General features: G+C 75.5%; 24 protein-coding genes. 14 read left to right on the plus strand and 10 right to left on the minus strand.

What is annotated here, in order from left to right; genetic code table 11:
• The 5 genes from K6U79_05440 to K6U79_05460 all read left to right on the plus strand — a co-directional run.
• Positions 1–289 (plus strand): winged helix DNA-binding protein (locus K6U79_05440; GenBank protein ID MCL6521804.1); only part of this gene is annotated, 289 nt, incomplete at its 5' end.
• A gap of 131 nt (positions 290–420) precedes the next feature.
• Complete coding sequence (locus tag K6U79_05445) at positions 421–2,340, plus strand: MFS transporter (GenBank protein ID MCL6521805.1); 1,920 nt, start codon at positions 421–423, stop codon at positions 2,338–2,340.
• Complete coding sequence (locus K6U79_05450) at positions 2,271–2,741, plus strand: hypothetical protein (GenBank protein MCL6521806.1); 471 nt, start codon at positions 2,271–2,273, stop codon at positions 2,739–2,741. Before K6U79_05445 ends, K6U79_05450 begins: the two co-directional genes overlap by 70 nt.
• Positions 2,738–3,031 carry a hypothetical protein gene (locus K6U79_05455; GenBank protein ID MCL6521807.1) on the plus strand — a complete coding sequence of 98 codons (294 nt, stop codon included), beginning with the start codon at positions 2,738–2,740 and terminating at the stop codon, positions 3,029–3,031. Before K6U79_05450 ends, K6U79_05455 begins: the two co-directional genes overlap by 4 nt.
• On the plus strand, positions 3,031–4,266 hold the full coding sequence (locus K6U79_05460) for a hypothetical protein (GenBank protein MCL6521808.1): 1,236 nt from the start codon (positions 3,031–3,033) through the stop codon (positions 4,264–4,266). Before K6U79_05455 ends, K6U79_05460 begins: the two co-directional genes overlap by 1 nt.
• A gap of 46 nt (positions 4,267–4,312) precedes the next feature.
• Here K6U79_05460 and K6U79_05465 read toward each other — a convergent pair whose 3' ends face one another.
• From K6U79_05465 to K6U79_05480, 4 genes are all read right to left on the minus strand, one after another.
• On the minus strand, positions 4,313–5,059 hold the full coding sequence (locus K6U79_05465; GenBank protein MCL6521809.1) for a glycosyltransferase family 2 protein: 747 nt from the start codon (positions 5,057–5,059) through the stop codon (positions 4,313–4,315).
• 283 nt (positions 5,060–5,342) lie between these two features.
• Positions 5,343–5,921, minus strand: a complete 579-nt coding sequence (locus K6U79_05470) for a hypothetical protein (protein MCL6521810.1) — start codon at positions 5,919–5,921, stop codon at positions 5,343–5,345.
• A 62-nt stretch (positions 5,922–5,983) separates the two neighbouring features.
• Positions 5,984–8,092: an acetate--CoA ligase gene (locus K6U79_05475; protein MCL6521811.1), complete on the minus strand. Its 2,109-nt coding sequence runs from the start codon at positions 8,090–8,092 to the stop codon at positions 5,984–5,986.
• A 97-nt stretch (positions 8,093–8,189) separates the two neighbouring features.
• Positions 8,190–8,987, minus strand: a complete 798-nt coding sequence (locus tag K6U79_05480; GenBank protein ID MCL6521812.1) for a YwiC-like family protein — start codon at positions 8,985–8,987, stop codon at positions 8,190–8,192.
• 146 nt (positions 8,988–9,133) lie between these two features.
• Between K6U79_05480 and K6U79_05485 the strand changes: the two genes are divergently transcribed.
• The 8 genes from K6U79_05485 (at position 9,134) to K6U79_05520 (ending at position 18,388) form a co-directional block, all read left to right on the plus strand.
• Positions 9,134–10,651: an MFS transporter gene (locus tag K6U79_05485; protein ID MCL6521813.1), complete on the plus strand. Its 1,518-nt coding sequence runs from the start codon at positions 9,134–9,136 to the stop codon at positions 10,649–10,651.
• 58 nt (positions 10,652–10,709) lie between these two features.
• Positions 10,710–13,196 carry a DUF5110 domain-containing protein gene (locus K6U79_05490; GenBank protein ID MCL6521814.1) on the plus strand — a complete coding sequence of 829 codons (2,487 nt, stop codon included), beginning with the start codon at positions 10,710–10,712 and terminating at the stop codon, positions 13,194–13,196.
• Positions 13,178–14,299, plus strand: a complete 1,122-nt coding sequence (ugpC, locus tag K6U79_05495) for a sn-glycerol-3-phosphate ABC transporter ATP-binding protein UgpC (GenBank protein ID MCL6521815.1) — start codon at positions 13,178–13,180, stop codon at positions 14,297–14,299. Before K6U79_05490 ends, ugpC begins: the two co-directional genes overlap by 19 nt.
• Before the next feature lie 81 nt (positions 14,300–14,380).
• Complete coding sequence (locus tag K6U79_05500; protein ID MCL6521816.1) at positions 14,381–15,370, plus strand: DUF459 domain-containing protein; 990 nt, start codon at positions 14,381–14,383, stop codon at positions 15,368–15,370.
• 75 nt (positions 15,371–15,445) lie between these two features.
• Positions 15,446–15,640: an AbrB/MazE/SpoVT family DNA-binding domain-containing protein gene (locus K6U79_05505; GenBank protein MCL6521817.1), complete on the plus strand. Its 195-nt coding sequence runs from the start codon at positions 15,446–15,448 to the stop codon at positions 15,638–15,640.
• Positions 15,641–15,706: 66 nt separating this feature from the next.
• Positions 15,707–16,666, plus strand: coding sequence for a quinate 5-dehydrogenase (locus tag K6U79_05510; GenBank protein MCL6521818.1), 960 nt, complete (start codon positions 15,707–15,709; stop codon positions 16,664–16,666).
• Positions 16,650–17,006, plus strand: coding sequence for an SCP2 sterol-binding domain-containing protein (locus K6U79_05515; protein ID MCL6521819.1), 357 nt, complete (start codon positions 16,650–16,652; stop codon positions 17,004–17,006). The genes K6U79_05510 and K6U79_05515 overlap by 17 nt, the downstream gene beginning before the upstream one ends.
• A 2-nt stretch (positions 17,007–17,008) precedes the next feature.
• Positions 17,009–18,388, plus strand: a complete 1,380-nt coding sequence (locus tag K6U79_05520) for an APC family permease (protein MCL6521820.1) — start codon at positions 17,009–17,011, stop codon at positions 18,386–18,388.
• A 66-nt stretch (positions 18,389–18,454) separates the two neighbouring features.
• Here K6U79_05520 and K6U79_05525 read toward each other — a convergent pair whose 3' ends face one another.
• The 4 genes from K6U79_05525 to thiE form a co-directional block, all read right to left on the minus strand.
• A complete protein-coding gene (locus tag K6U79_05525; GenBank protein MCL6521821.1) occupies positions 18,455–19,732 on the minus strand; it encodes an Nramp family divalent metal transporter in 1,278 nt (425 codons plus the stop codon).
• Positions 19,733–20,020: 288 nt separating this feature from the next.
• Positions 20,021–21,205 carry a glycine oxidase ThiO gene (gene thiO / locus K6U79_05530; GenBank protein MCL6521822.1) on the minus strand — a complete coding sequence of 395 codons (1,185 nt, stop codon included), beginning with the start codon at positions 21,203–21,205 and terminating at the stop codon, positions 20,021–20,023.
• Positions 21,202–22,212 (minus strand): sulfur carrier protein ThiS, encoded by a 1,011-nt coding sequence (thiS, locus tag K6U79_05535; GenBank protein MCL6521823.1) that lies wholly within the window; start codon positions 22,210–22,212, stop codon positions 21,202–21,204. Before thiS ends, thiO begins: the two co-directional genes overlap by 4 nt.
• A 5-nt stretch (positions 22,213–22,217) precedes the next feature.
• On the minus strand, positions 22,218–22,928 hold the full coding sequence (gene thiE, locus K6U79_05540; protein ID MCL6521824.1) for a thiamine phosphate synthase: 711 nt from the start codon (positions 22,926–22,928) through the stop codon (positions 22,218–22,220).
• Between the two features lie 234 nt (positions 22,929–23,162).
• Between thiE and K6U79_05545 the strand changes: the two genes are divergently transcribed.
• Positions 23,163–24,452 (plus strand): DUF763 domain-containing protein, encoded by a 1,290-nt coding sequence (locus K6U79_05545; GenBank protein ID MCL6521825.1) that lies wholly within the window; start codon positions 23,163–23,165, stop codon positions 24,450–24,452.
• 31 nt (positions 24,453–24,483) lie between these two features.
• On the opposite strand, the gene K6U79_05550 is transcribed toward K6U79_05545, so the two are convergent.
• A complete protein-coding gene (locus K6U79_05550; GenBank protein ID MCL6521826.1) occupies positions 24,484–25,695 on the minus strand; it encodes a hypothetical protein in 1,212 nt (403 codons plus the stop codon).
• Positions 25,692–26,575 (minus strand): GerAB/ArcD/ProY family transporter (locus K6U79_05555; GenBank protein MCL6521827.1); only part of this gene is annotated, 884 nt, incomplete at its 5' end. The genes K6U79_05550 and K6U79_05555, both read right to left, overlap by 4 nt.

The raw sequence follows: 26,575 nt of genomic DNA on the forward strand, positions 1-26,575 counted from the left end.
CAGCGCGCTGGTCGACCGCCTGGCCCGCCTCGGCCTGGTCCGGCGCGAGGAGGATCCCCGCGACCGGCGCCGGACGCTGGTCTCGCTGAGCGCCCAGGGCGAGCTGCGCGTGGCGGAGCTGCACCAGGGGGGCCAGCAGTGGCTGGAGGAGGCGCTGGGGCGCATGGAGGACGGCGACCTGGAGGCGCTGGCCCGCGGGCTGGAGGCGCTGGCCCGGGCGCTCCAGGGCGTGGTGGCGGCCGCGGCCGGCGGTGGCGACGGGCAGGGTCGAGTCGGAGAGGAAGGGTGATCGGGTTGGCGACCGTGGATCGAGCGCGGGAAGGCCGCGCGGCCGTCGGGGGCGCGGCGCGCATCGCCGAGGGCCAGAGCCTGCGGGCCTCGCTCAGCCGCGAGCGGCTCTGGCTCGTCGTGGCGGCAGCCATGCTGGGGATGCTCCTGTCCGCGATCGATCAAACGGTGGTCGGGACGGCCATGCCCCGCATCATCGCCGAGTTGAACGGGCTGGAGCACTACTCCTGGGTCTTCACCGCCTACATGCTGGCCTCCACGGCGACGGTGCCGCTCTATGGCAAGCTGTCGGACGTCTATGGGCGCAGGCCCTTCTTCCTGCTGGGGCTCTTCCTCTTCGTCCTGGGCTCGGCGCTCTCGGGGCAGAGCCAGAGCATGACCGAGCTGATCCTCTTCCGGGGCGTACAGGGCTTGGGAGCGGGGGCCATGATGCCGGTGGTCATCTCCATCATCGGCGACGTCTTCCCGCCGGCCGAGCGCGGGCGCTGGCAGGGGCTGATGATGGGGGTCTTCGGTCTGGCCACCATCGTGGGCCCCTCGTTGGGCGGGTGGATCACCGACCACTGGACATGGCGCTGGGTCTTCTACGTCAACCTGCCCGTGGGCGTCGTGGCCATGCTCGTGGGCGGCGCGGCGCTGCCGCCCATGGGGGCGAGGCAGCGGCACCAGATCGACTACGCGGGCGCGGCGGCGCTGATCGCGGCGGCGGTGCCCATGCTCCTCGCCTTCAGTTGGGCGGGCAGCCAGTACGCCTGGGGCTCGGCGGTGATCCTGGGCCTCTTCGCCTTCTCGGCGGTCATGTGGGTGCTCTTCTTCTGGCTGGAGTCGCGCGCGCCGGAGCCGATCATCAGCCCGTCGCTCTTCCGGAACCGGATCTTCACCATCTCGGTGCTGGCCACCTTCCTGGTCTCGGGCGGCCTCTTCGGCGGCGTCATGTACCTGCCGCTCTTCATGCAGGGCGTCATCGGCGACACGGCCACCAACTCGGGCGCCCTCCTGACGCCCATGATGCTGGGCTTCATGGTCTCCAGCGTGGTGGGCGGGCAGCTCCTCTCGCGCACCGGGCGCTACAAGATCATCTCGCTGGCGGGCTTCGCGGTGGCGGTGGCGGGCATGTACCTGAACGCACGCATGGACGTCCATGCCACCAACGGCGAAGTCATCCGCAACATGATCGTCATGGGCCTGGGCATGGGCGTGCAGATGAGCCTTTTCACCATCGTGGTGCAGAACGCCTTCCCCTTCCGCCGCCTGGGGGAGGTGACGGCCAGCCTTCAGTTCTTCCGCTCCATCGGCGGCACCATCGGCGTCGCCGTGCTGGGCACGCTGATGACCAACCGCTTCCAGGACGAGATGCAGAGCCGCATTCCAGCCGCCCTCACCCATCTCGTGCCGGCCGGGCGGCTGGCGGCGCTGGAGAACCCGCAGGCGCTGCTGGCGCCCCAGGCGACCGCGGAGATGCAGCGGGCCTTCGCGCAGTTCGGCGCGCAGGGCCAGCTTCTCCTCCGGCAGCTGATGGAGGCCATCCGCCAGAGCCTGGCGCTCTCCATCACCGAGCTCTTCGCGGTGGGCGCGGCGGCGCTGGTGGGTGGCTTCCTGGCCACGCTCTTCCTGGAGGAGATCCCGCTGCGCCGTTCCCACGAGCCGGCCGAGGCGGAGGCCGGGGCGGGCAGCCTGGCGGCGGCTCTCGCGGCCCCGCGCGGGGAGGGACGCACGCGCCTGCTGCTGGGGGCGGTGCTGACGGTGCTGGCGGCGCTGGCGTTGCGGCCGCGGGCCGACCGCGGGCTCCTGGAGGCGCTGGCGGCGCTGGAGGGGGGGACGGAGGAGCCGGAGAGGGTGGGGCGGCGCGTGGCGCGCGAGCAGATCCTGCCGCTGGCGCGGGCGCTCCTGGAGCCCTGGCTGGCCGCGGGCGGGCCGGCCGCGGCCGGGGACGGGACGGCGCCCGGGCCGGCGGGAGCACTTCGCGACGGGAGGGAGAACGGATGGAACGGAGAGAGCCCGGCGTCGGGAAGGATCTTTGGGGAATCGGCGCCAGCCTGGCCGCGCTCCTAGGCGGCCTCTGGCTGATGGTGGCGCCCTGGGCGCTGGCCTTCCAGAGCCGCGGCGCCGCCTGGAGCGACGCCACCCGGAACTCCTTCTGGAGCGGCCTGGGCGTGGCGGTGGTGGCGCTGGCCGGCCTCCTCCTCTTCGCCGGGAACCTGGCGGCGCAGCTGCGCGACGCGGGCGTGCTGGCGGGCCCGCGCCGGGAGCTCCGGGAGCGCGAGGAGGGCGGCGCCCGCGCCGGCGAGACGGCCCGCCTGGAGGAGGCGCTGGTGCCGCTGGCCGCGCGCCTCCTGGAGGAGCTGGCGGCGCAGCAGCGGGGCGAGGAGCCGCCGGCCAGGTCCCCGTCGCAGGAAGCCTTCTCCAACGGCGGCCTGCGCCGCGAGCCGGCGGAGAGGGGGGAGCGGCTGTGAGGCGGTTCTCGGCCGGCTTCTGGGCGCTCCTGCTGCTCTTTCTGGGCGGCCTCTGGCTGGTCCTCTCGCCCTTCGCGGTGGTCGCCAGCCAGCCGGCCAGGCTGCCCTGGTCGTCCTCCACGATCTCCAACGTGGCCGCGGGCGGTGGCATCGCCCTGGTGGCGCTGGCGGGGATGATGGGCTACCTGCTGCTCTGGCTCCGCGAGCTGCTGGCCGAGGCGGCAGCCCGCCGCGCGCAGCGGGAGGGCGAGAGCACCGGCGGGACGGGACCGGCGCCCTCCCGCAGCTGATGGCCGCCGTCGCCTCGCGCCCCGCCCGGTCCCGGCCGGGCGGGGCATGGCGGCGCGCGGGCTGGATCGTCGCCGCCTGGGCGGCCTCGCGGCTGGCGCTCGGCTTCGTCGGCTGGGCGGCCAGCCTGCGCGTGCCCGGCGGTCCCCCCGCCCAGCCCTGGCCCATGTCGCGGGCGCCGCTCGTCTTCACCATGTGGGACCGCTACGACTCGCAGTGGTACCTGGAGATCGCGCGCTACGGCTACTTCGGCTTCCCGGTGCGCAGCCACTACTCGCCCGAGGCCTTCTTCCCGCTCTACCCGCTCCTGATCCGCTGGGGCCAGAGGCTGACGGGGCTGGACGGCGCCGTCGTGGGCGTTCTCCTCTCCAACCTCTTCCTGCTGCTGGCGCTCTTTCTGCTGGAACGGCTGGTGGCGCACCGCTTCGGGGCGGCGGTGGCCAGGCGGAGCGTCCTCCTGCTCCTCCTCCTGCCCACCGCCTTCTACTTCTCGGCGACCTACACCGAGGCGCTCTTTCTCTTCGCCAGCGTCGCCGCCTTCTGGGCGGCCGAGCGCGGGCGCTGGGGCTGGGCCGGGCTGGCGGGGGCGGCGGCGGCGTTGACCCGGAATCTGGGCGTCTTTCTGCTCCTGCCGCTGGCGTGGCTGGCCTGGGAGCGCTACCGCTCGCCCGCGGAGAGCGCCCGCCGCGCCGCCGGCCTCCTCCTCATCCCCCTGGCCTTCGCCGCCTGGGCGGCCTTCCTGGCCTGGAAGACCGGGGATCCGCTCCGCTTCCTGCACGCCGAGAGCGGGTGGAGCCGGCAGCTGGCGCCTCCCTGGGCGGGCCTGGCCATGGCCTTCCACCGGGTGGTGACGCCGCCGCCGCCGGCCGCCTGGCCGCGGGGCCTCTACGTCAGCGCCTGGCGTCCGCAGTTCGCCCCGCTCTACAGCACCATCGACGGGCTCTCCGCCGTGGCCGGGCTCCTCCTGCCGCTGCTCGGCCGGCGCTGGGGACAGCCCTGGCCCTGGGTGGCGTGGGCGCTGCTGGGCGTCCTGATCCCCATGTCGGCGCCGACGCTCCACTCCATGACGCCGCTGGCCAGCATGTCCCGCTATCTGGTCGTCCTCTTCCCGCTGGCGGTGGCCCTGGCCCAGGCGGCGGAGCGACGGCCCTGGCTGGAGACGGCGCTCCTGGCCAGCCTGCCGATCGTCCAGGCCTTCTTCTTCACGCTCTTCACCACCTGGAACTGGATCGCCTGAAGGCTCGCCGGGGGCCCGCGCTCCGGCGCCGGCGGCCGCCGGCGCCTCAGCGCGGCGGCTCGCGCCGGCGGAGGCCGGCCGCCGGTCGCCTCTCGCCGGCGGCCGGCTGGCGCAGCTCCGCCGCCAGGCGGAGGAGCTCGCGAAAGGCGCGCAGCACCACGCGCGGGTCGTTGCCGGTGGCGCGTCCGGCGGTGCGCGGGTAATGGCGGACGGGCAGCTCCACCAGCCGGCAGCCCAGCGCGGAGAGGCGAGCCAGCAGCTCGGCGTTGATGGCGGCGCCCGCGGAGGCGAGCCTCACGCGCCGCAGGAAGTCGGCCCGGATCAGCTTGAAGGCGCAGTCGACGTCGCGTACACGCACGCCCAGCACCAGCCGGACCAGTGCGTTCCAGCCGGCGGCGTTGAGGAGGCGGAGCGGCCCGTCGCGGCGGCGGGCGCGGTAGCCGACCAGCACGTCGGCCTCCTCCCGCAGGGCCAGAAAGCGCGTCAGGTCGCGCACGTCGAACTGCCCGTCGGCGTCCATGAAGAAGATCCAGCGCCCGCGCGCGGCCGCGAAGCCCGTCCGCAGCGCCGCGCCGTAGCCGCGGTTGACCGGATGGCGCAGGAGCCGGACGCCCGGTCGCACGGCCGCCAGCCCCTCCACCACGGCCGCCGTCCGGTCGCGGCTGCCGTCGTCCACCACCAGGATCTCATGCTCCAGCCCCAGCCCCGCGAGAAAGCCGCCCACCTCTTCCAGCGTGTCGCCGATGTTGGCCTCCTCGTCGTAGGCCGGAAGCACCACGCTGATCTCCGGGATCGGCGACGGCCCCGCCGCCTCCGACCGCTCCTCCTCCACCGTCCGCTCCCCCCGTTTCCCGCCCGCGTGCGGGCGCACAACCGCCCTCAAGCTACCGCCCTGCCGGCCTGGGACCAAATTCCGGCAGCGCGCGGCGCCGAAGAGTGTCGACGGGTGGGGGCGGCCGCCGGCCGGCGGCCGGGCGCCGCTCCCCCGGGGAGATTCTGCCCGGGACGCGAAGCGGCGGCTCCCCGCGGGGGGAGCCGCCGCGCGGCTCCGGCTCAGGCGCGCGCCGGGCGCGGGTTCAGCTGCTGCTCTGGGGCGTCGCGCTCTGCGGCGCTGGCGCCGGCTGCGAACCCTGGCTGCCCGGGCGCCCCGTCCATGTCCGCGTGAAGGCGGTCTGGAGCCGCTGCTCCATGTTCGACAGGATCTGCTGCTCCTGCTGGGCGGTCAGCACGCCCTGCTGGACGCGCACGTCCAGGGCCGCCTTGGGAGCGGCCAGGACGGCGTCGATCAGCGACTGCAGACTGACGCCCTTGGACTGGGCGATCTGGGCGATGGACTGCCCGCTCAGGCGCGCCTGGCGCAGCTCCTGGACGGTCATCCCGAGCTGCTTGGCCACCACGGCCCCGCCGTCCAGCTGCCAGCCCATGCCCATGCGGCCGGGGCCGCCCCGCCAGCGGCGACCCTGGCCGGGTACGGCCGGGGCGGTCGCGGAGCCGCCAGGCGCCTGCTGCACCACCCAGGCCGGGCCGGCGGCCGGCGCCGAGGCGGTGGTCGGCGCCGCTTGCGTGGCGCCTGTCAGCAGCGACCCCAGAAGTGCGCCCGCGCCCAGGGCCAGAACCAGCGCCGCCACGGCCAGGAGCTTCATCGAACGGGACATCGCTCTCCCTCCCTTCCGCCCTTAGGCTGCCCCGGCGCGGTGAACCGCCTGTCGCCGGTCTGTCAAGATTTTGTCAACGACGGACCGCCCTCCGCGGCGACGCTCTCGAGGATGACCTCCAGCGCCTCCGGGTTCTCCAGCGCCGAGGTGTCGCCGCGCACCGCGCCCTCGACGACCGCCTCGCGCAGGAGGCGGCGCATGATCTTGCCGCTGCGCGTCTTGGGCAGCGTGGAGACGATGTGGACGCGCGCCGGACGGGCGATGGGGCCGATGGCCTCGACCAGCCGCCGGGCCAGCTCCTCTTCGAGGTTGCCGTCTGCGCCGTCCTCTCCGCCCCCGCCCGCCGGGGCCGGGCGCGGGACCACGAAGGCGACGGGCACCAGGCCCTTGACCGGGTCGGGCGCGCCGATGACGGCCGCCTCGGCGACGCGCGGGTGGTCCAGGAGCGCCGCCTCCATCTCCATGGTGCTCAGCCGGTGGCCGGAGACGTTGATCACATCGTCGACGCGGCCGACGACCCAGAGGTGGCCGTCGGCGTCCTGCACGGCCGCGTCGGCGGTGAAGTAGGCGCCCGGAAAGCGGCTGAAGTAGGTCTCCAGGTAGCGCCGGTGGTCGCCCCAGACGGTCCGCGCCAGCGAGGGGAAGGGGTGGGTGATGATCAGGTAACCGTGTTTCCCCGGCGGCAGCGGAGCGCCATGCTCGTCCACCACGCGGGCGACGTATCCCGGCAGCGGCTGGCCTGCCGAGCCGGGCTTGGCGGGCGTCAGGCCGACCATGGCGCTGGTCCAGGCCGTGCCCGTCTCCGTCTGCCCGTAGGTGTTGTTGATGAAGAGCTCCTCCCCGGCCGGCCGGTCCCTGCCCAGGTTCTTCCGCACCCAGGCCCAGGTCTCCGGGTCGAGTGGCTCGCCCACCAGCGAGATCAGCTCCAGCCGCGACAGGTCGTGCCCCTCCAGCGCCGTCTCGCCCAGCCGGCGGAGCATGCGCAGCGCCGTGGGCGCGGTGAAGAGCTTGTTCACCCCCCAGCGCTCCAGGATGCGGTAGAGGCGGTCGGGCGTCGGCCAGTCCAGGGCCCCCTCGTAGACCACCTGCGTGACGCCGTGCGCCATGCCGCCCACCAGGGCGAAGATGGGGAAGGTGAGCCAGCCCACGTCCGCCGTGCACCAGTAGACGTCCTCCGGGCCCAGCCCCAGCGCCCACTTGACGTTGGCGTACGTACCCACCAGGAAGCCGATCCCCGCGTGGACCACGCCCTTGGGCTTCGACTCGGTGCCGCTGGTGTAGATGATGAACCCCGGCTCGTTGGCCTCCAGCGCCTCCGGCGGGCAGTGGGGGGAGGCGGCCGTCACCAGCTCGTCGTACCAGAGGTCGCGCCCGGCCGTCATGGGCACCTCCGCCCCGGTGTGGCGCACGACGACCACGTGGCCGATGGAGTCGAGGCCGGCCGCCGCCCGGTCCAGCGTCGCCTTGAGCGGGACCGCCTGGCCGCGCCGGCGGCTGCCGTCGGCCACCACCACCACCCGCGGCCGGGCGTCCAGGAGCCGCTGGCGGACGGCCTCCGCCGAGAAGCCGGCGAAGATGACGCTGTAGAGGGCGCCGATGCGGTAGCAGGCGTGGACGGCCACGAAGGCCTCGGGGATGTTCGACATGTAGATGGCGACCACGTCGCCGCGCCCGACGCCCAGCGACTTCAGCCCGTTGGCGAAGCGCGAGACCTCTTCCTGCAGCATTCGATAGGTGAGGACGCGCGTCGCACCGTCCTCGCCCTCCCAGAGGATGGCCGCCTGGTTCCCCCGCCCGGCCCGTACGTGGCGGTCGATGCAGATGTAGCTGACGTTGCCCAGACCGCCCACGAAGTACCGGAAGTCGGGCAGGTCGCCCTCCCGCCGCCTCTGCCACGGGCTGAACCAGTCGAGCTCCGAGGCGATCTCGGCCCAGTAGCCGTCGGGGTCGCTGCGGCAGCGGGTCAACCAGGTGTCGAAGGCCGCCGGCGACGGGAAGGGAGCCCGCGCCCGCAGACCTTCGCCCGGCGGCACCGGGCGGCCGCTCAGCAGGTGCGCCACCCCGCTCCCCGTCCCGGCTTCGTCCGCCACGACTCCAGCCTCCCGCACCGGGCCGCCCGGCGTGGAGCCGGACGGAGTCGACAACGGCAGGTCCGCGTCGACCGTCGACATCCCAGACACCTCCTCCCCACTTGCTCACCCCGCAGCGCAGGGGTTGCCGGATCCTTTCGCAGGGCGAAGAGGTTTTCCTTCGACGGGGACCGGCGGCTCAGGCGGTGGTGAGGAGGAGGGCGGTCAGGAGCCAGAGGGTTCCGGAGAGCGTCTCCTCCAGGCCGATCCGCTTGAAGTCGGAGCGAGCCCGGGGATGCCAGGCCGTCCAGGCCAGGTGGAGCCACTCCGGCGACCAGGCCAGGGCCGCCGCCGCGGGGACGCGGGAGCGGGGCGCGAGCTCCGCCAGGAGCGCGAAGCCGGCCAGGCCCAGGGCGCTGGCGGCGGCCAGCAGGAGGAGCGCCGAGCGGCGGCGGGCCGGTTCGGGGGCCCGGCTCCGCCGCCAGGCGACGAACCGGTCCACGTGGAGGGCGCCCAGGCTGAAGGGGAGCCAGGCGAGCAGCCAGAAGGCGAGCTGGCCGGCCGCGGGGGCCCCCAGCGCCGCCGCCACGGCGGGTGCGCCGGCCGTCAGTCCCAGGACTCCCGCCAGCTCGCGTGCGAGGAGCCGGCCGGGCGTGCTCCGCCCGGCCCGGGCCGGAAGAAGGTCGACGGCCAGCACCAGGGCGGCCGCCAGCGCCCAGAGCGCCAGCCAGCGGGAGGGGGCGAGGGCCAGGGCGACGAGGCCGGCCGCCGCCCCGGCCGCCAGCGGGAGGAGGGCGGCCGCGCTGCCGCCCGCCCCGCGCAGGCGCAGGCGGAGCGGCTCCCGGGCCAGAAAGAGCAGGACCATGGCGAGAAGCGCCGGGGCGCTGGCGGCGCTCCACCGCCGCAGGGCCAGGAGCGGCAGGAGCGGCGGCAGGAGGAACATCACCCAGGAGCCGTGCTCCCGGGGCAAGGGGAAGGAGACCGGGCGCAGCGGCATCGCCTCCTTGCTCTCCCTGGCGATGGTAGCGGATCGGCGGCCGGCCGTTCAGCTTCGACGCGGGCGGCCCGGCGGTGCTACCCTGGAATTCGCCTGCGGCGGAGAGCGCCGGACGGCCGGGGGGGATGCGTACGGGGGAGCAAGGCATGGCCGCCGCCGGACGGGAGGCGCCGCGGTCCGACCGCTGGCGCATCCTGGCCGCGGTCGTGCTCGGCGGCGCCATGGGACCCGTCGACGGCAGCGTCTCCAACGTCATCATGCCCGTCATCGCCCGGCAGTACGGGGTCGGCCTGGCGGCGGTCAGCTGGGTGGTGATGGTCTACCTGCTGGTGGTGGGCTCCGCGCTCCTGAGCTTCGGCCGCCTGGGCGACATGTGGGGCTACCGCCGCATCTTCCGCGCCGGGCTGGGGGTCTTCACCGTCGGCTCCGCCCTGAGCGGCGCCGCCCCCACCTTCCCGCTGCTGCTGGTGGCGCGCGTGGTCCAGGCGCTGGGCGCGGCCATGTTCATGGCCGTCGGCCCCGCCATCCTGACCGCCGTCTTCCCCGCCGGCGAGCGGGGGCGGGCGCTGGGTCTGAACGGCATGGCGGTGGCGGCGGGGCTGGCGCTGGGGCCGACGCTGGGCGGGACGCTGACCGACCTGGTCAACTGGCGAGCGGTCTTTTACATCAACCTGCCCATCGGCGCGGCTGCGCTCCTCTGGACGGGGCGGGTGCTGCCCGCCTCGGCCCGGCGGCGGGAGGAGCGCTTCGACCTGGCCGGTGCCCTGCTGGCGCTGGCCGGACTGGGCGGGCTGCTGCTGGCGGCCAGCGAGGGCGAGAGCTGGGGGTGGAGCTCGCCGGCGACGCTTCTGGCCGCCTCGGGCGGAGCGGTGCTGGGCTTCCTCTTCGTTCTCTGGGAGCGGCGCGTGCCGGAGCCGATGCTGGACCTGAGCCTTTTCCGGAGCCGCACCTTCAGCGCGGCCACCGCGGCGGGGCTGCTCAGCTTCATGACCCAGTTCGTCCTGACCTTCCTGGTGCCGTTCTACCTCCAGCAGCTGCTGGGGCTGGACCCGCTCCGGGCCGGCCTGGTGATGACCGCGCACCCGCTGATGGTGCTCATCCTGGCGCCGCTGGCGGGCGCGCTCTCCGACCGCATCGGCACGCGCGCCTTGGCCTCGGCGGGGCTGGCCCTCTCGGGGCTGGGGCTGCTCCTGCTGACGGGGCTGGGGAGCGCCGCCCCGCCCTGGCAGGTGGCCTGGCGGATGGCCGTCTACGGCCTGGGTACGGGCATCTTCCAGGCGCCCAACAACAGCGCGGTGATGGGCGCGGCACCCCGTTCGCGGCTGGGCGTGGCCTCCTCGGTGCTGGCCACGGTGCGGAACGTGGGCATGGTGTTGGGGGTGGCCGTGGCGGACCTGGTCTTCACCGCGCGCCGCTCGGCCTGGGCGTCGCTCCTGGCCGGGCGGGGGATGGGCGCGGCCGAGGCCGGGCACCTCGCCTACTGGCTGGGGCTGCGCGACGCCTGGTTGGCGGGGGCGCTCCTGGCGGCGCTGGGGGCGCTGCTCTCCCTGTTGCGCGAGTCCGGGCGGGCGTCAGGAAGCGCCCGCGGCGCCGGCGAGGAGGAGACGGAGCGCCTGGAGCGGCACCCCGGCCAGCCGCTGGCAGGCGGGGAGACGGCGCCGTAGCCCGGCGGCCGGCGGGCGCCGGGCGCGCGACGCCCATGCGAGAGGAGGCGGGATGCGGTTGGCGGCGAGATCGTCGGCCGGCCTCCGGCTGGAGGTCGGCGGCGGGCGCGGCACGGCGGGCGGGCTCCTGGAGCTGGAGGCACCGGCGCCCTACCTGCTGCGTCTCCGCTGGAGGCGCGAGCCGGGAGATCCGCGCGAGCCGCTCCTGGACGGGCGCCCGGTCTGGCTCGACCCGGGCTTCCGGGGGCGCGGGCGGCTCCGCCGCCTGCCCGGCGGGGAGGGAGGGTCCCGGCTGAGCACGGGCGAGCTCCGCCTGGAGCTCTGGCCCGAGCCCTTCGGCCTGCGGGTCGTCGACCGCGCCGGCCGGCTGGTGGCCGACTTCCCGCCCGGCGCCCTGGAGGAGGCGGAGGGCGAGCTGCGCCTGCGGATGCGCGCGCTGCCCGGGGAGCGGTACGCGGGCCTCGGGGAGAAGGTCGGCTTCCTCGACCACCGCGGGAAGCGGCTCGAGGAGTGGTGCCGGGACGTGCTGCCGCACCTTCCCGACACCGACCCGCTCTACCAGGCGATCCCCTTCCTGATGGTGCTGCGGCCCGTGGGGGTGGAGGCGGCGCGGAGCGTCGGCCTCTTCCTGGCCAGTACCTGGCGGACGAGCTTCGACCTGGCCGCGCGCGACCCCGAGGCGGTCCGGCTGGGCGTCGACGCGCGGGCGGGCGGGCTGGAGCTCTGGCTGGTGGCCGGCCCCGAGCCGGCCAGGGTGCTGGAGCGGTACAGCGAGCTGACCGGGCGGATGCCGCTGCCGCCGCTCTGGGCGCTGGGCTACCACCAGTCGCGCTACAGCTACGCGTCGGAGGCGGAGGTGCGCGAGCTGGCGGCCGGCTTCCGGCGGCGGGGCATCCCCTGCGACGCCGTCCACCTGGACATCCACTATATGGACGGCTACCGACTCTTCACCTGGGATCCCGAGCGCTTCCCGGAGCCGCGGCGGATGGCCCGGGAGCTGGCCGGAGAGGGCTTCCGCCTGGTGGCCATCGTCGATCCCGGCGTGAAGGAAGAGCCGGGTTACCCCGTCTACGAGCGGGGGCTGGAGCGCGACGCCTTCTGCCGGACGCCGGACGGCGACCTCTACGGCGGCGAGGTCTGGCCGGGCCGGACGGTCTTCCCCGACTTCGCCCGCCCGGAGGTGCGCCGCTGGTGGGCCGAGCTCCACCGCGAGCTGCTGGCGCAGGGCGTGGCCGGCGTCTGGAACGACATGAACGAGCCCGCCGTCTTCGACGGGCCCGGGAAGGGCATGCCCGAGGAAGTGCTCCACCGCGGCGAGGACGGCGCGCAGCTGCCCCACGCCGCCGTCCACAACGCCTACGCGCTCCTGGAGGCGGCGGCGACGCGGCAGGGGATGCTCGAGGCGCGGCCGGAGGAGCGCCCCTTCATCCTGACGCGGGCTGGCTTCGCCGGCATCCAGCGCTATGCGGCGGTCTGGACGGGCGACAACTCCAGCTGGTGGGAGCACCTGCAGATGGCCACGCCCATGCTGCTGGGGCTCTCCCTTTCCGGGGTGCCCTTCGTGGGGACCGACGTGGGGGGCTTCCTGGGGGACGCCTCGCCCGAGCTGTACGCGCGCTGGGTCGAACTGGGCGCCTTCAGCCCCTTCTTCCGCACGCACACCTCGCTGGGGACGCGCCGCCAGGAACCCTGGTCCTTCGGTGAGGAGGTGGAGGCGGTGGCCCGCCGCTACATCCGCCTCCGCTACCGCCTCCTGCCCTACCTCTACTCGCTCTTCCGCCGGGCCGAGCAGATCGGCCTTCCGCCCATGCGCCCCCTCTGGCTCCACTTCCCGGAGGATCCGGGCTCGCACGCCGTCTGGGACCAGTTCCTGCTGGGCGAGGAGCTGCTGGTGGCGCCGGTCGACCGGCCGGGGGCGCGGCGGCGTCCGGTCCACCTGCCGCCCGGCCGCTGGCGGGACGCCTGGAGCGGCCGCTGGCACCGCGGCCCGGCCGACGTGCTGGTCGAGGCGCCGCTGGAGCGGCTGCCGCTCTTCGTCCGCGAGGGCGCCGTCCTGCCCCTGGGGCCGGCCGTGGAGTCGACGGCGCGGCTGGAGGAGCCGGAGGCCGGCCCGCTGGAGTTCCACGCCTTTCTGCCTCCACGGCGGGCGGCGCGGCGGCGGGGGGCGCCGCCCGGCCGGGCGCGGTCGGAGGGCGCGAGCGGGCGGCCGGTGGCCGAGCTGCGGCCGCCGCTCTACGAGGATGACGGTCGCTCTTTCGCCTACCGGCGCGGCGAGTGGCGGGAGAGTCGCCTGCGCCTCTTCGCCGGGGAGGAGGGGCTGCGGGTGCACGTCGAATCGGAGGGGGGCTACCGCTCGCCGCGGCGCGAGCGCCGGCTCATCCTCCACGGCGTCGCCGCCTGCCTGGGGGCGCCCCCGGAGGTGCGGCACGGCTGGCGCTACGAGGAGGGGGGCGACCGGCTCGTACTGCCGCTTCCCCCGGCTCCGGGGGCGGGGGAGGCCGAACGGTGGGAGGAGGAGGTGCGGGCGTGGCGCGCGTCGAGCTGAGGAACGTCTCCAAGCGCTTCGGCGCCGTGGAGGCGGTGCGCGGGGTCGACCTGCGCGTGGCGGACGGCGAGTTCATGGTCCTGGTGGGCCCCTCGGGCTGCGGCAAGTCGACGCTCCTGCGCATGATCGCCGGCCTGGAGGAGGTCAGCGAGGGCGAGATCTGGATCGGCGAGCGCATGGTCAACGAGCTGCCGCCCAAGGACCGGGACGTGGCCATGGTCTTCCAGAACTACGCCCTCTACCCGCATATGAACGTTTACGAGAACATGGCCTTCGGCCTGCGCATGCGCCGCGTGCCCCGCGCGGAGATCGACCGCCGCGTCCGCCAGGTGGCCGAAAGCCTCGGCCTGGGCGAGCTGCTCCAGAGGCGTCCGCGCGAGCTCTCGGGCGGGCAGCGGCAGCGGGTGGCGCTGGGGCGCGCCATCGTGCGCGAGCCGCAGGTCTTTCTGATGGACGAGCCGCTCTCCAACCTGGACGCCCAGCTGCGCGTCCAGACGCGGACGGAGCTGATCCGCCTCCACCAGCGGCTGGGGACGACGACCATCTACGTCACCCACGACCAGGTGGAGGCGATGACCATGGGCAACCGCATCGCCGTCCTCCACGCCGGCCGGGTGCAGCAGGTGGCGACGCCCGTGGAGCTCTACGACCACCCCGCCAACATGTTCGTGGCAGGCTTCATCGGCTCGCCGCAGATGAACTTCGTCCGCGGCCGGATCGAACGCGACGACCAGGGCGTCCGCTTCCGCTCCGCCGGCCTGGACGTCCGGCTGCCTGCGCGGCTGGCCGAGGTGGCGGCGGCCCGCGCGGGCGGCGAGGCGGTGCTGGGGGTCCGCCCCGAGCACGTGCTCACCGAGCCGGAGCGGGTGGCGGTCCTGGAGGAGACCGCCTTCCAGGCGCTGGTGGAGGTGGTCGAGCCGCTGGGCGCCGAGAGCTACCTCCATCTGACGGCCGGCGAGGACCGCCTCACCGTGCGCACCGCGCCCGACCTCTCCCACCGCGTGGGCGAGCGGCTGCGCGTGGCGCTCGACCCCGAGCGGCTCCACCTCTTCGATCCGGACTCGCAGGAGGCTCTGCTTTCGCCGCAGCTCAGCGCCGCCTAGGAGGCGCGGCGGGCGCCGGACCGCCCCCTGCGGCGACAGGGAGCCCCGCCCGCCCGCGTCGAATCCTCCCGCAGAGAGGGGATGAGGCGCGTGGCGGCAGCCTTCCCGCGGCGGATGGCGCACGCCCTCCTGGCGCTCCTCCTGCTCCTGCCCGCCGCCTGCGACGCGGCTGCGAGCGGCGGGACGGCCGGCGCCCCGATGCGGCCGCCCGCCACCCGGACCCGGTCGGCCGCCGCCCACACCCCGCCGGCCTCCGCCACGCCGGCCGCCCAGGCGGCGGAGGGAGCCGCGCCCGCCACCCGGCCGTCCGTGCCTCCGCCCGGCCTGCCGCCGCTGGTCCAGCCGGACGCCCGGCATCCGCTGACGGTGCTGGTCGTGGGCGACTCGCTGGGCATGGACCTGGGCTACGGCCTGCGGGCCGTGATCGGCGGGGCGGCCGGCGTCCGCCTGGTGCTGCGCGCGGTGGGCTCCTCCGGCCTGGCCAACCGGGCCTACTACGACTGGGAGGCGGCGCTCGGCCGCGAGCTGGCGGCGGTGCGGCCGCAGCTGGTGGTGGCACTCTTCGGGGGCAACGACGCCGTCAGCTTCGTCCAGGACGGCCGCCTCGCGCGCTTCGGCAGCGACCTCTGGCGCTCGCTCTACGGCGCGCGGGTGGCCGCGCTGATGCGCGAGGCCACCCGGGCGGGGGCGCACGTGGTCTGGGTGGGGCTTCCTGTCATGGCGCCCGGCGCCATCCTCTCCAACGCCGCCATGCAGGAGCTGAACGCCGTCTACCGGAGCCAGGCGGCCGCCCACCCCGGCGTCCTCTACGTCTCCACCTGGGAGCTCTTCCAGGCGCCCTCGGGGGGCTATACGCGCTACCTGCGCGACGCCTCCGGACGTCTCCAGGACGTGCGCGCGCCCGACGGGGTGCACGTCGCCACCCCGGCCGGCAACGCGCTCCTCGCATCGGCGGTGGTGGCGGCGCTGGATCGGAGCGAGGGGCTCCGCCTCTGCCCGGCGCCCAGCCCCTACTGGCACTGGGCGCAGTTCGACTGCCCGGCGCCCGCGCCCGTCCGGCCGGCGCCCTGAGGGCGGAGCGGCCGGGCGGGCCCTTCCCCCGGGCCTCCGCCGCCGCTTACCCTGGAGAGGCGGAGGGGGGAGGGCATGCCGGGTGCAGGGAGCGGCGCGGAGCAGCCGCGGCTGATCGCGGTCCGCATCGACCCCAAGGGACGCATCATCCTCCCGCCCGTGGCGCGCCAGGCGCTCCGGGTGAAGCCGAACCAGTCGGTCTTTCTGCTGGTCCGGGAGGGGAGCGTCGTCCTGGGCACCGACCCCGAGCGGCTGAAGGCGCTGGGATGAGGCGGGACGGCTGGACCGGCCGCCGCGGCTGGGGTACCATGCCCCGGTGATCCCGATGCGCGAGGGGTGAGCCCGACGGCGGGCAAGCGAGTGGTCTCGGTCAGCCTGGGCTCCAGCCGGCGGGACCATTCCGCCGTGCTGGAGCTCCTGGGCGAGCGCGTCGAGGTGAGCCGGCGGGGCTTCGACGGCGACGTGGAGGCCGCCGAGCGGGCCGTGGCCGAGCTGGACGGGCGGGTGGACGCCATCGGCCTGGGCGGCCTGGACGTCTACCTCTACATCGCCGGCGACCGCTACGTGATCGCCGACGGCGAGCGGCTCCTGAAGGCGGCCCGGCGGACGCCGGTGGTGGACGGCTCGGGCCTGAAGCGGACGCTGGAGCCGCGCGCGGTCCGCTGGCTGGCCGCGCACGGCCCGCTGCCCCTGGCCGGCCTGCGCGTGCTGATGGTCTCCGCGCTCGATCGCTACGGCATGGCGGTGGCGCTGGAAGAGGCCGGCTGCCGGGTGGTCTACGGCGACCTGATGTTCGGGGCCGGCATCCCCTACCCCATCCGCTCGCTGGAGGAGCTGCGCACGATGGCGCGGCGGCTCGCCCGGGAGATGGTCAAGCTGCCCGTGCGCATGCTCTACCCCACGGGCGAGAGGCAGGAAGCGGCGCCGGAGGCGCGCTTCCCCGAGGCATACGCCGAGGCCGACCTGATCGCGGGCGACTTCCACTACATCCGGCGGCACTTGCCCGAGCGGCTGGAGGGGAAGGCCGTCCTGACCAACACCACCACCTCCGCCGACCGCGAGGAGCTCCGCCGGCGGGGGGTGCGCTGGCTCTTCACCACCACCCCGCTGGTGGGCGGTCGCTCCTTCGGTACCAACGTGCTGGAGGCGGCGCTGGTGGCCGCCGCCGGCCGGCGCCCGGAGGAGCTGGCCGAGGCGGATTACGAAGAGTTCCTGGACCGGATCGGCTACCGCCCGACGGTGCTCGATCTGGCCGCCCAGGGGGAGGGGGCGGAGGTCGATGGTGGGCGCCGATGAGATGGCGGGCATCCTGGAGGAGTTCGCCGGGCGCTTCAACGCCAACCCGCAGCTGGTGCAGATGGCTTCCGGATGGGAGCGGAACCTCGTGGTCCGCGCCACCGACGCCGGCTGGCGGCTGGGGCTGGAGGTGGCGGGCGGGAGGGTCCGCCTCCTGGGGGACGGCGCGACCGCCGCCGCGCAGATCGTGCTGGAGGCGGAGAGCGAGACGCTGGCGGCCATCTTCCGCGGCGAGCTCTCGCCCACCGACCCCTATCTGGACGGGAGCCTGATCGTCCGCTCCAGCGAGGCCGACATGATGAAGCTGGACGTCTTCACCCTGATGGTCTGGGGGGAGTAGCGGTGGCCGGCTTCTCGGCGGCCCGCGGAGAGGCGGCCGGCGAGCCGGCGCTCCGCCGCGTCCTCCGCCTGCGGACCGTGGTGAGCAGCTCGGCCGGCATCACCTTCGCCACCTCCTCCTTCATCGCGGCGGCGCAGGTGGCCGCCTCGGTCGGCGGTGACGCGGCGGGCTGGCCGGTCCTGCTGGCGGGCGCCCTCACCTTCCTGGTGGCGCAGAGCTTCGCCGAGCTGAACGGCATGATGCCCTCCGCCGCCGCCATCCGGCTCTACTTCCGGCGCGCCTTCCGCGACGACCTGGCGCTGGCGCTGAGCACGCTCTACATGTTCGTCATGATCCTGGTCCTGGCCGCCGAGGCCTACGTGCTGGCGGAGTCGCTGCGCGTGGTCCTGCCCGGCGTGCCGGCGGCGGTCTGGATCGTGGGCCTCCTCCTGGTGGCGCTGGCGGCCAACGTCCGCGGGCTGGAGATCGCCGGCGGCCTCCAGGACGCCATCACCTACGGCCTGGTCCTCTCGCTCTTCGCGCTGGCGGTGCTGGCGCTGGGCCGCGTCCACTTCGCCCTGCCGGGCCTGCTCCACCCCGGCGGCGCGGCCCGGCTCGCGCAGGGGACGGCGCTGGGCGTCTTTCTCTTCGTCGGCTTCGAGTGGGTGACGCCGCTGGCCGAGGAAGTGACCGACGACGCGCTGATCGCGCGCGGCATGAGCCTGGCGGTGCTGCTCCTCGCCCTGGTCTACGCGGCCGTCACCACCGCCATGGGGCACTTCCTCGACGCGGCCGAGCTGGCCGCGCCGGCGCCGCAGATGCGTTTCGCCCTCAAGGCGCTGGGCGGCCTGGGCGGCCTCTGGATGGTGGCCGTCTCGCTGGCGGCCACGGGCAGCACCTTCAACGCCGGCCTGACGGCCGCCTCGCGCTTCCTCTACGCCACGGCGCGCGAGGGCTCGCTCCCGGGCTGGCTGGCCGCCGTCCACCCGCGCTACTTCACGCCGCGCAACGCCCTCCTCCTCCTCTTCGCCCTGGTGCTGGTCGCCTCGCTGCTGGTCACCGCCACCGCCGGCTTCGCGGCCATCGTGGACACGGCGGCGGCGCTAGAGGGCGTCGTCTACGCCCTCGCCTCCCTGGCGGTCATCCGGCTCAGGCGGAAGGAGCCGGAGACGCGCCGGCCCTACCGCGCCTGGGGCGTCCCCTGGCTTCCGGCGCTGACCGGCCTGCTCTTCGCCGGCCTCGGGGTAGTGGCGGCGCTGACCGCCGGCTGGCCCGCCCTTCTCATCCTGGGCGGCGGCTTCGCCCTCAGCGGGTGGTACGCAGGCCGCCTGGCGCCGCGCCTGCGCGAGGCGGCCCGCCAGCGGCGGGCGCGGGCGCGGGCGGCGCGGGAGCTGCCGCGCTAGGCGGCGGCGGTCGGGGTCGGCCGCCGCCGGGCGGGCCGCCGGGTCGCCTCCGTCCCCGGGCCGGGGTCAGGCGGGCAGGAGGAGGCCGGGGAAGAGCCCCTGCAGGAGAAGGAGCAGGTCGATGCCCACCAGGAGGGCGGCGCCGGCGTAGGCCAGGAGGTTCTGCCAGGCGCCGTTGACGTGGGCGCCCATCACCGCGCGGTCGTTGACCAGGATGAGCATGAAGACCAGAACCAGCGGCAGGACGATGCCGTTGACCAGCTGCGAGACCAGCATCACCTCGATCAGGTTGAGGCCCGGCCAGAGGACGGCCAGCGCCCCCAGCACGATGAAGGCGGTGTAGAGCCCGAGAAAGGCGGGCGCCTCGCGGAAGCGGCGCCCGACGCGCGACTCCCAGCCGAAGGCCTCGGCCACGACGTGGGCGGTGGAGAGCGGCACCACCGAGGCGGAGAGCGCGGCCGCATTGAGCAGGCCGACCGCGAAGAGGAGCGAGGCGTAGCGGCCGGCCAGCGGCGCCAGCGCCTGCGCCGCCTGGGCGGCCGTCTCGATGCGGATGCCGGCCGGGTAGAGGACAGCCGCGCAGGCGACGATCATGAAGAGGGAACCGGGGACGAAGTTGGTCATGAAGGAGCCCAGATAGGTGTCGGCGCGCGCCGCCGGGTAGTCCTCCCACGTCAGCCCCTTGTCGATGGTCAGCGCCTGCTGGTAGAAGATCATCCACGGCGCGATGGTGGTACCCACCGCGGTCATGAGCAGGTTGACGTACTCCGGATCCGCCTGCAGCACCGGGTGGACGAGGCTCCGCAGCACCAGCCCCCAGTCCGGCCGGGCCAGCCAGGCCGAGGCCGGGTAGGCGAAGTAGAGGAGGGTCAACGCCAGCATGACCCGCTCGACGAAGCGGTAGCTGCCGCGGACCACCAGCCACCAGACCAGGGCGGCCACCAGCGCCACCGCCAACGCCGCGGGGAGGCCGAGCAGCTGGCCCGCCGCGGCCACGCCGGCGAACTCGGAGAGGATGTTGCCGAAGTTGGTCAGCACCAGGAGCGCCATCACCAGGACGGTGACGCGCAGGCCGAAGCGCTCGCGGATCAGGTCGCCCAGGCCCTTGCCGGTGGCGAGGCCCATGCGCGCCGACATCTCCTGGACCACCGCCAGGAGGAGCGTCATGGGGATGAGCGTCCAGAGCATACGGTAGCCGTAGCGGGCGCCCATCACCGAGTAGGTGGTGATGCCGCCCGGATCGTTGTCCACGTTCATGGTGATGATGCCGGGGCCCATCACCGCGAGGAAGGCGAGGAGCCGGCCCCCGAAGCGCGACCACCGCCCCACCGCGCTCACCCCCATCCGGTCAGGGATTCTGCCCCGGGACCGGCGGGGAGGGCGGGGTCAGCCCCCGATCCCGCCCGCGAGAGAGGCGTGGAGAGCCCGCTCCGTCGCCGGTCCCTGCGGCTGCTGCGCCTCCGAGCCGGCGGCCGATCCTGCCGGCCGCCTTCGTCGACTGGGACCGCCGTCCACGGCTCTCCACCTCCCCACAGGCAAGGAAGCAAAGAAACGGAGACCCGCGCTGCGGGCGGCGAGCAGGTCTCCGTCTTCATGCGGCGCGCCGATGATAGGACGCCGCTTCTCGCCTTGTCAATCCGAGGCGGCTGCGGAGGCCTCTCCGGAATCGGCCGGTCCCGTCCCCGGCCGGAAGGCGGGGGCCAGCCGCTCCCACCCGGCGGGCAGGACCTCCCCCTCCAGGTCGAGCGCCGCCATCTCCCCGGTGAGGGCGGAGAGGAGGATGCCGTTCCGGAAGTGGCCGGCGGCCACGTAGAGTCCCTCCACGCCGGGCCAGAAGCCCACGACGGGGAGCGGCCGGGAGAGCTTCGGCCGCAGGCCCGCCCAGGCGTCCAGCGGCCGGGCCGAAGCCAGCGCCGGGACCAGCTCCAGAGCGGCCCGCGCCAGCCGCTGGAGGACGTCGAGGCGCGTCACCGGGGACCACTCGCCCGCCTCCTCCACGGAGCCGACCAGGAGCCGCCCGCCGGCCTTGGGCACGAGGTAGCCGGAGGAGGCGAAGACCGTCCGCCGCGGCGCCGTGCCGGGCTCCGGCCGGAGGGCGAGGATCTGGCCGCGGACCGGGTGGAGGCCCAGCTCCTCGCCCAGCGGGGGCCAGAGGCGCGCCGCCGCGTGGCCCGCCGCCAGGACGACCGCGCCGGCCGGCTGGCGGCGACCGTCGGCGAGGAGGACGCCTTCTACGCGCGACTCCCGCAGGAGGAGGCCGGCGACCGGCGTGCCCTCGGCCAGGCGCGCGCCCTGGCGGGCGGCCGCCTCGGCGTAGGCCCGGGTCAGGTCGGCCGCCTCCAGCTGGCTGTCGTCGGGGAAGAAGGCGGCGCCGGCGAGGGAGGGCGAGAGGCCCGGCTCCAGCTCGCGCAAGGCGGGGGCGTCGAGCCAGTCGGCGCGGGCGCCGGCGGCCGACTGCCAGGCCACCCGTCCCTTCAGTTCGGCCGCCTCGGCCTCGGAGGCCGCGACGCGCAGGAGGCCGGCGGCGACGAAGCCGAGCCGGCGGCCGCTCGCCTCCTCCAGCTCGTCGCGCCACCCCAGGAGGAGACGGCGCGAGAGGAGGCCGGCTTCGAACATGGGCCCGGGCTCGGCCTGCTCGGCCTGCGCCGCCAGCATGCCGGCCGCCGCGCCGGAGGCGCCGGAGGCGAGCGAGGCGGCCTCGAGCAGCGCCACCCGCCGGCCGCGGCGGGCGAGCCGCCAGGCGACGGCGGCGCCGAGGACGCCGCCGCCGACGATCAGCACCTCAGGTGCCGGCTCGAAGGGTGCGGGGCGGCTCATCGGGCCGCACCCCGCAGGGTGGCGGGCCGGCCCTCCGGTGTGGGGAGCCCCTCGGTGGGGCTGGAGGGGACCGCTTCCTCCCGGAGCGGCATGCGACCGGCGAGGAAGGCGCGCCGCCCGGCCTCCACCGCCAGGCGGAAGGCGGCCGCCATGGCCGGCGGGTCGCCGGCGTAGGCGATGGCGCTGTTGACCAGCACGGCGTCGGCGCCCATCTCTAGCGCGCGCGCCGCCTCCGAGGGGACGCCCAGGCCGGCGTCGATGACCACGGGCACCTGGACGCGCTCGATGATGCGCCGCAGGCCCGCCCAGTCCTGGAAGCCGCGCCCGGTGCCGATGGGGGAGGCCAGGGGCATGACGGCGGCGGCGCCGGCCTCCTCCAGGCGGAGGGCGCCCACCAGGTCGGGGCTGGTGTAGGCGAGGACGACGAAGCCCTGGCGGACCAGCTCGCGCGTCGCCTCCACGGTGGCCGTCACGTCGGGCCAGAGCGTCCGCTCGTCGCCCACGATCTCCAGCTTGATCCACTCGGTGCCCGTCGCCGCCCGCGCCAGCTCGGCCATGTGGACGGCCTGGGCGACAGTGGTGGAGCCGGCCGTGTTGGGCAGGAGCCTGTGGCGGCCCGGGTCGACGGCATCCAGGAGGCCGCGCCCGCCGGACTCCAGCTCCATGGCGCGGACGGCGACGGTGACCAGGCCGGGCTCGGCCGCCTCCAGCGCGCGGCGCATCGTCTCCTCATCCGGGTACTTGCCGGTGCCGACGAAGAGCCGGCTGCGAAGCCGCACGCCGGCGATGGCCAGGTGGTCGTCGCCTTCGCCGGCGCCGCCGGCCACGGCGCGGACCAGCTCGAGCCGGTCGCCGTCGCGCAGCGGGGGGTTCTCGCCGGGACGGAGGACGCGCCCGTTGAGCGCTACCGCCAGGCCGGCGCGCGGGATCTCCCGGGCGACGAGGAAGTCCTCCAGACAGAGGCCGTCGGCGGCCTCCACGAGCTTGCCGTTCACCTCGAGTCGCAAGCCTCTCACCTCCCGCGCGGGATCGCGGCGCGGCGAGCGTCGGCGGCGGAGCCGGCCGGGTCGGCCGGGGCGGCGGGGAGGAGGAAGCGCGGCCGGGAGCGGGCGCGCTCCAGCGCCTCCAGCAGCCGGCGGGCGGCCGCGGCCGGGTCGGGCGCCTCGAGGACGGCGCCGATGGCGGCCACGCCGGCTGCGCCGGTGGCCAGCACCGCCTCCGCGTTGGCGGGCGTGATGCCGCCGATGGCCAGTACGGGGCGGCGGACCGCCTCCACCACCGCGGCCAGGGCCTCCAGCCCCTGTCCCTGCCGGCCGGGGTGGGAGCGGGTGGGGAAGACGGGGCCGAAGGTGACGTAGTCGGCGCCGGCCTCGGCCGCCTCCAACGCCTCCCCGAGCGAGTGGACGCTGGCGCCGAGCAGCATCCCCGCCGGCAGGAAGCGCCGCACCGCCGCCACCGGGAGGCTCTTCCTGGCCAGGTGGACGCCCGCCGCTCCCAGCGCCATGGCCACGTCGGCGCGGTCGTTGACGATCAGCGCCGCGGCGCGCGTGCGCGGGTCCTCCTGGAGCGCCCGCCCGAAGGCGTAGAGCGCCTCCGCGGGCGCCGTCTTCTCGCGGATCTGGATCCAGCGCACCCCCGCCTCCACGGCCGCGCCCAGGGCGGCCATCAGGTCGCCCGCGCTCCGCTGGCGGTCGGTGATCAGGTGGAAGACCGCTCCCGGCACCCTCCCGACCCCCAAGCAAAAAGCCACCGGCCCCGTACCCGGGGCGCGGTGGCAGTCCACTCTCTGCCCTCCACTGGCCGTCTCGCCGCGATACCGCTTGTGCCCCGAATCTTACCGCCGCAGGGCGGGCGCCGGCAACGGGCGGCCGCGCCGGCGGCGCGCTATGCTGGCCGGGGAGGAAGCCCCGCGGGGAGGGGGACCGCCCCTAGGGAGCCCGGCCCAGGAGGGAAGGCCATGGCCTCGCGCACCGGTACCGCCGACCTGCCGCTCCACGGCGGCCACTGCCCGCCCTGGCTCTTCGAGCGCATGGTCCGGCTCTCCGGGGCGCTGCTGGAGGCGGTCGTCCTGGAGTACGGCCCCCGCGAGGTGCTGCGGCGCTTCGCCGATCCCTTCTGGTTCCAGGCCTTCGGCGCGCTCCTGGGCTTCGACTGGCACTCCTCGGGGCTGACCACCACCGTCACCGGCGCCGTCAAGCTGGCCCTGGCCCGGCGGGAGGGCGAGCTGGGCCTCTTCGTCGCCGGCGGCAAGGGCGCCGTCTCCCGGCGCACGCCGGCCGAGATCGAGGCGGCGGCCGAGCGCCACGCCCTGGCGCTGGATCCCGGACAGCTGGCGGCGGCCAGCCGCCTGGCCGCCAAGGTGGACTCGGCGGCGCTGCAGGACGGCTTCGAGCTCTACCACCACGCCTTTCTCTTCACGGCCGACGGCGCCTGGGCCGTGGTCCAGCAGGGGATGGAGCCGCAGGGCGGCTGGGCCCGGCGCTACCACTGGCTGGGCGAAGGGATGGAAAGCTTCGTCGAGGAGCCGCACAGCGCGGTCTGCTCCGACCGGCGCGGCCCCGCCCTCAACCTGGTAGACCGGGGCAGCCGGGCCATGCGCGCCACGCTGGCCGAGATGGTGCGCGAGGAGCGGCCGGAGCGGATCGTGCGCGACTACCGGCGCCTGCTGGAGTGGCTCGACTCGACGCCCGGACGGCAGGCGCTGCGCGCCGCGCGGCGGGGGCCGGCGGGGCCGCGCGCCGGCGCCCCCGCGGCGGCCGTGGCCGGTCAACTCAGCCTGCTGGCTGCGGCGGAGGAAGCGTCCGAAGGCGGGCGGGAGGCCGCCGCCGGCGCGGCGCCCGGGGGCGGAGGCGGCGGCGCTCCCGCCGCCCTGGCCCGCTACCTGCGCCTGCCCGCCGCGCACGAGGTGCCCGACGCCGACCGCCTGGAGCGGGTGCTGCGGCAGCTCTACGCGCGGCACATCCCCGACTTCGAGTCGCTCCTCGGCCTCCCGGGGGTGGGGGCGCAGACCGTGCGCGCGCTCAGCATGGTGGCCGAGGTGGTGCACGGCGTGCCGGCGAGCTTCCGCGACCCGGTCCGCTACAGCTTCGCCCACGGCGGCAAGGACGGCCATCCCTACCCGGTGGACCGGGCGACCTACGACCGCTCCGTGCGCATGCTGGAGGAGGCGGTGGAGCGGGCGCGCCTCGGCGACCGGGCCAAGCTGGAGGCGCTGGGACGGCTGGCCCGCCTGGCGGGAGGGGGCTGAGGGGGCGCCCCCGGGACGGGGAGGGCAGCCCTCAGCCGCCCCGGAGGCGGTCGCGCAGGGGCGGGGCGACCGGGCCCGCGCGCAGGAGGGTGATGCGCACGTCGGGCTGGAGCCGGACCCGCCCGAGCGGGGCCGGCCAGGTAGCGCGCAGGGCGCGCCAGGCGGCCGGATCCTGGCTGGCGACGACGCGCCCGAAGGCGGCGCCGTCGGCCCCCAGGCGCTGCAGCGCCGCCAGTGCCGTGCGCGCCTCGGCGGCGATCCTGGCGTCTACTTCCTCCTCCAGCCGCCTGGCCACGCTCGGGTGGGCGGGGTCGACCGAGCCGGAGACCTCGGAGACCGTCATCTCGCCGCGGACGCGCAGGCGCAGGAGGAAGGGCTCACCCGGCGCGGCCAGCGCGAGCTGCGAGCGGGCGCGCAGGATCTGGAGGCTGACGCTTCCGGCGCCCGCAGGAGCGGCCACGGTGAAGCGGACGGTCTCCAACGCGTTCCTGAGCCAAAGCAGGCCTTGCGCCTCGTCGGGGCCCAGCCAGCCGGCCAGGCGGTCGCCGCGGAAGAGGGCGACGCTTTCCAGCCGCGGCCGCGGGCGGCCCCCTTCCTCCGTCACCGTCACCCCGTCGGCCACGGCGTCGAGGCCGCGCTCGAGGAGGCTCTCCTCCAGGTTCCAGAGCCGCGTCCCCACGCCCACGCGCTGGCGGAGCTCCCGGCTCAGCTCGTCGGCGCCCGTCTCCTCCAGCGAACCCCCGGCTGCGAGCACCTGCTCCACCGGCTTTCGGGCCGCCAGCACGTAGGCGGTCAGGCGCATGGCCGGCTGCCGGTCGAGGAAGTCCAGCGCCTCGCCGACCCCGTGCTGCAGGAGGCCGGCGCCGAAGAGCACCACGCTGGTCTCCCCCCAGAAGAGGCGGCGCGGAAAGCCGGACTGGATGGCCTGCAGAGCGTCGGCGAAGGTGGGGGCGACGGCGCTCAGGAGCAGTGTGGAGCCGCCGGCGGCTCCTCCCGAGCGGCCGTCTCCGAGGCTCAGGCCGCCGCCCCCTCCGCCGCCGCCCCCGCCGCCTCCGCCTGCCTGGCCGGCCAGCGTGGCGGGGCGGGCCACCTGGAGGGCGAGCAGGAGGCGGCCGTCGGGCCTTCGATCGAAGCCCGCCGCCAGGATGATGCCCAGCCGGTTGACTTCCACAGCGCCGCAGCCCGGGGCGGCGAGGAGGAGAAGGGCCAGGGCGGCCGCCAGCGCCGCCCGCCCCGGCCTCACCCGCCCGCGGCCGGGCCCTGCCCGCGCGCGGGCCTGGCGGCCGCCACCCTCCTTCCCAGGAGGAGGATGAGGAGCGGCGTGCCCAGGGCGACGCCCAGCGTCAGCGGCGGGAAGAGACCGCGCAGGTAGGCGAGCATGGAGGCCTCGCCGCGCAGGGTGGCCAGGGCGATGACCGCCGAGGCCGCGCCCACCCAGGGCACCAGCGGCCGGTGGTCGTCGAGCCCGAGCCAGTCGGCCCAGCCGCTGACGGTGACGTAGAAGAAGACCATGAACTTGACGAACATGCCGCCGGTCCAGAGGGCGGTGGTGATGACGTCGAAGCGCGGCAGGAACTCGCCCAGCTCCACCAGCGTGCCCAGCGAGTAGAAGGGGAACATGAGCCGCCCCGCCAGGAGGCCCCAGACCCCCAGCGTGCCCACGCCCATCAGGAAGAGGGCCAGGGTGACGGCCAGCCAGCCCGCCAGCGAGACGCGCGCCAGACGGTCCACCTTGGCCAGGTGCGGCTGGATCTGACCGAGCATCACCAGCTCGGCGTACCAGGCGGCCGGCACCAGGCTGGCCCGCACCACCGGCAGCGGCCCGTCCAGCAGGACGGGCTGCAGGTTGCGGAAGCTGAACTCGGGCAGGGTGAGGAGCAGGATGAGGCCGCTGATCACCGCCATGGGCGGGATGAGGAGCTCGGCCATGCGGCCCACGGTCTCGACCCCCAGGTAGACGGCGTACGCCCCCACCATCAGGCCCGGCAGCAGGATGAGCGCCTTGGGCGCCAGCGGCAGGAGCGTCGTCCCGATGAACTGGGCGAACTCGTTGGTCAGGACGCCGGTGGAGTGCGTCAGCCAGAGAAGGAACGGCAAAGGGACCAGCTGCCGGAGGACCGGCG

The organism is Bacillota bacterium, from assembly GCA_023511835.1.
GTDB lineage: Bacteria > Bacillota > Sulfobacillia > JAIMAT01 > JAIMAT01 > JAIMAT01.

Excerpts from the sequence above, each read along its gene's own strand:
- K6U79_05445 (MCL6521805.1), top strand. The coding sequence starts at position 421 with ATGCTGGGGATGCTCCTGTCCGCGATCGATCAAACGGTGGTCGGGACG.
- K6U79_05450 (MCL6521806.1), top strand. The coding sequence starts at position 2,271 with ATGGAACGGAGAGAGCCCGGCGTCGGGAAGGATCTTTGGGGAATCGGC.
- K6U79_05460 (MCL6521808.1), top strand. The coding sequence starts at position 3,031 with ATGGCCGCCGTCGCCTCGCGCCCCGCCCGGTCCCGGCCGGGCGGGGCA.
- K6U79_05470 (MCL6521810.1), bottom strand. The coding sequence starts at position 5,921 with ATGTCCCGTTCGATGAAGCTCCTGGCCGTGGCGGCGCTGGTTCTGGCC.
- K6U79_05475 (MCL6521811.1), bottom strand. The coding sequence starts at position 8,092 with ATGTCGACGGTCGACGCGGACCTGCCGTTGTCGACTCCGTCCGGCTCC.
- K6U79_05480 (MCL6521812.1), bottom strand. The coding sequence starts at position 8,987 with ATGCCGCTGCGCCCGGTCTCCTTCCCCTTGCCCCGGGAGCACGGCTCC.
- K6U79_05485 (MCL6521813.1), top strand. The coding sequence starts at position 9,134 with ATGGCCGCCGCCGGACGGGAGGCGCCGCGGTCCGACCGCTGGCGCATC.
- K6U79_05500 (MCL6521816.1), top strand. The coding sequence starts at position 14,381 with ATGAGGCGCGTGGCGGCAGCCTTCCCGCGGCGGATGGCGCACGCCCTC.
- K6U79_05505 (MCL6521817.1), top strand. The coding sequence starts at position 15,446 with ATGCCGGGTGCAGGGAGCGGCGCGGAGCAGCCGCGGCTGATCGCGGTC.
- K6U79_05515 (MCL6521819.1), top strand. The coding sequence starts at position 16,650 with ATGGTGGGCGCCGATGAGATGGCGGGCATCCTGGAGGAGTTCGCCGGG.
- K6U79_05525 (MCL6521821.1), bottom strand. The coding sequence starts at position 19,732 with ATGGGGGTGAGCGCGGTGGGGCGGTGGTCGCGCTTCGGGGGCCGGCTC.
- thiO (MCL6521822.1), bottom strand. The coding sequence starts at position 21,205 with ATGAGCCGCCCCGCACCCTTCGAGCCGGCACCTGAGGTGCTGATCGTC.
- K6U79_05545 (MCL6521825.1), top strand. The coding sequence starts at position 23,163 with ATGGCCTCGCGCACCGGTACCGCCGACCTGCCGCTCCACGGCGGCCAC.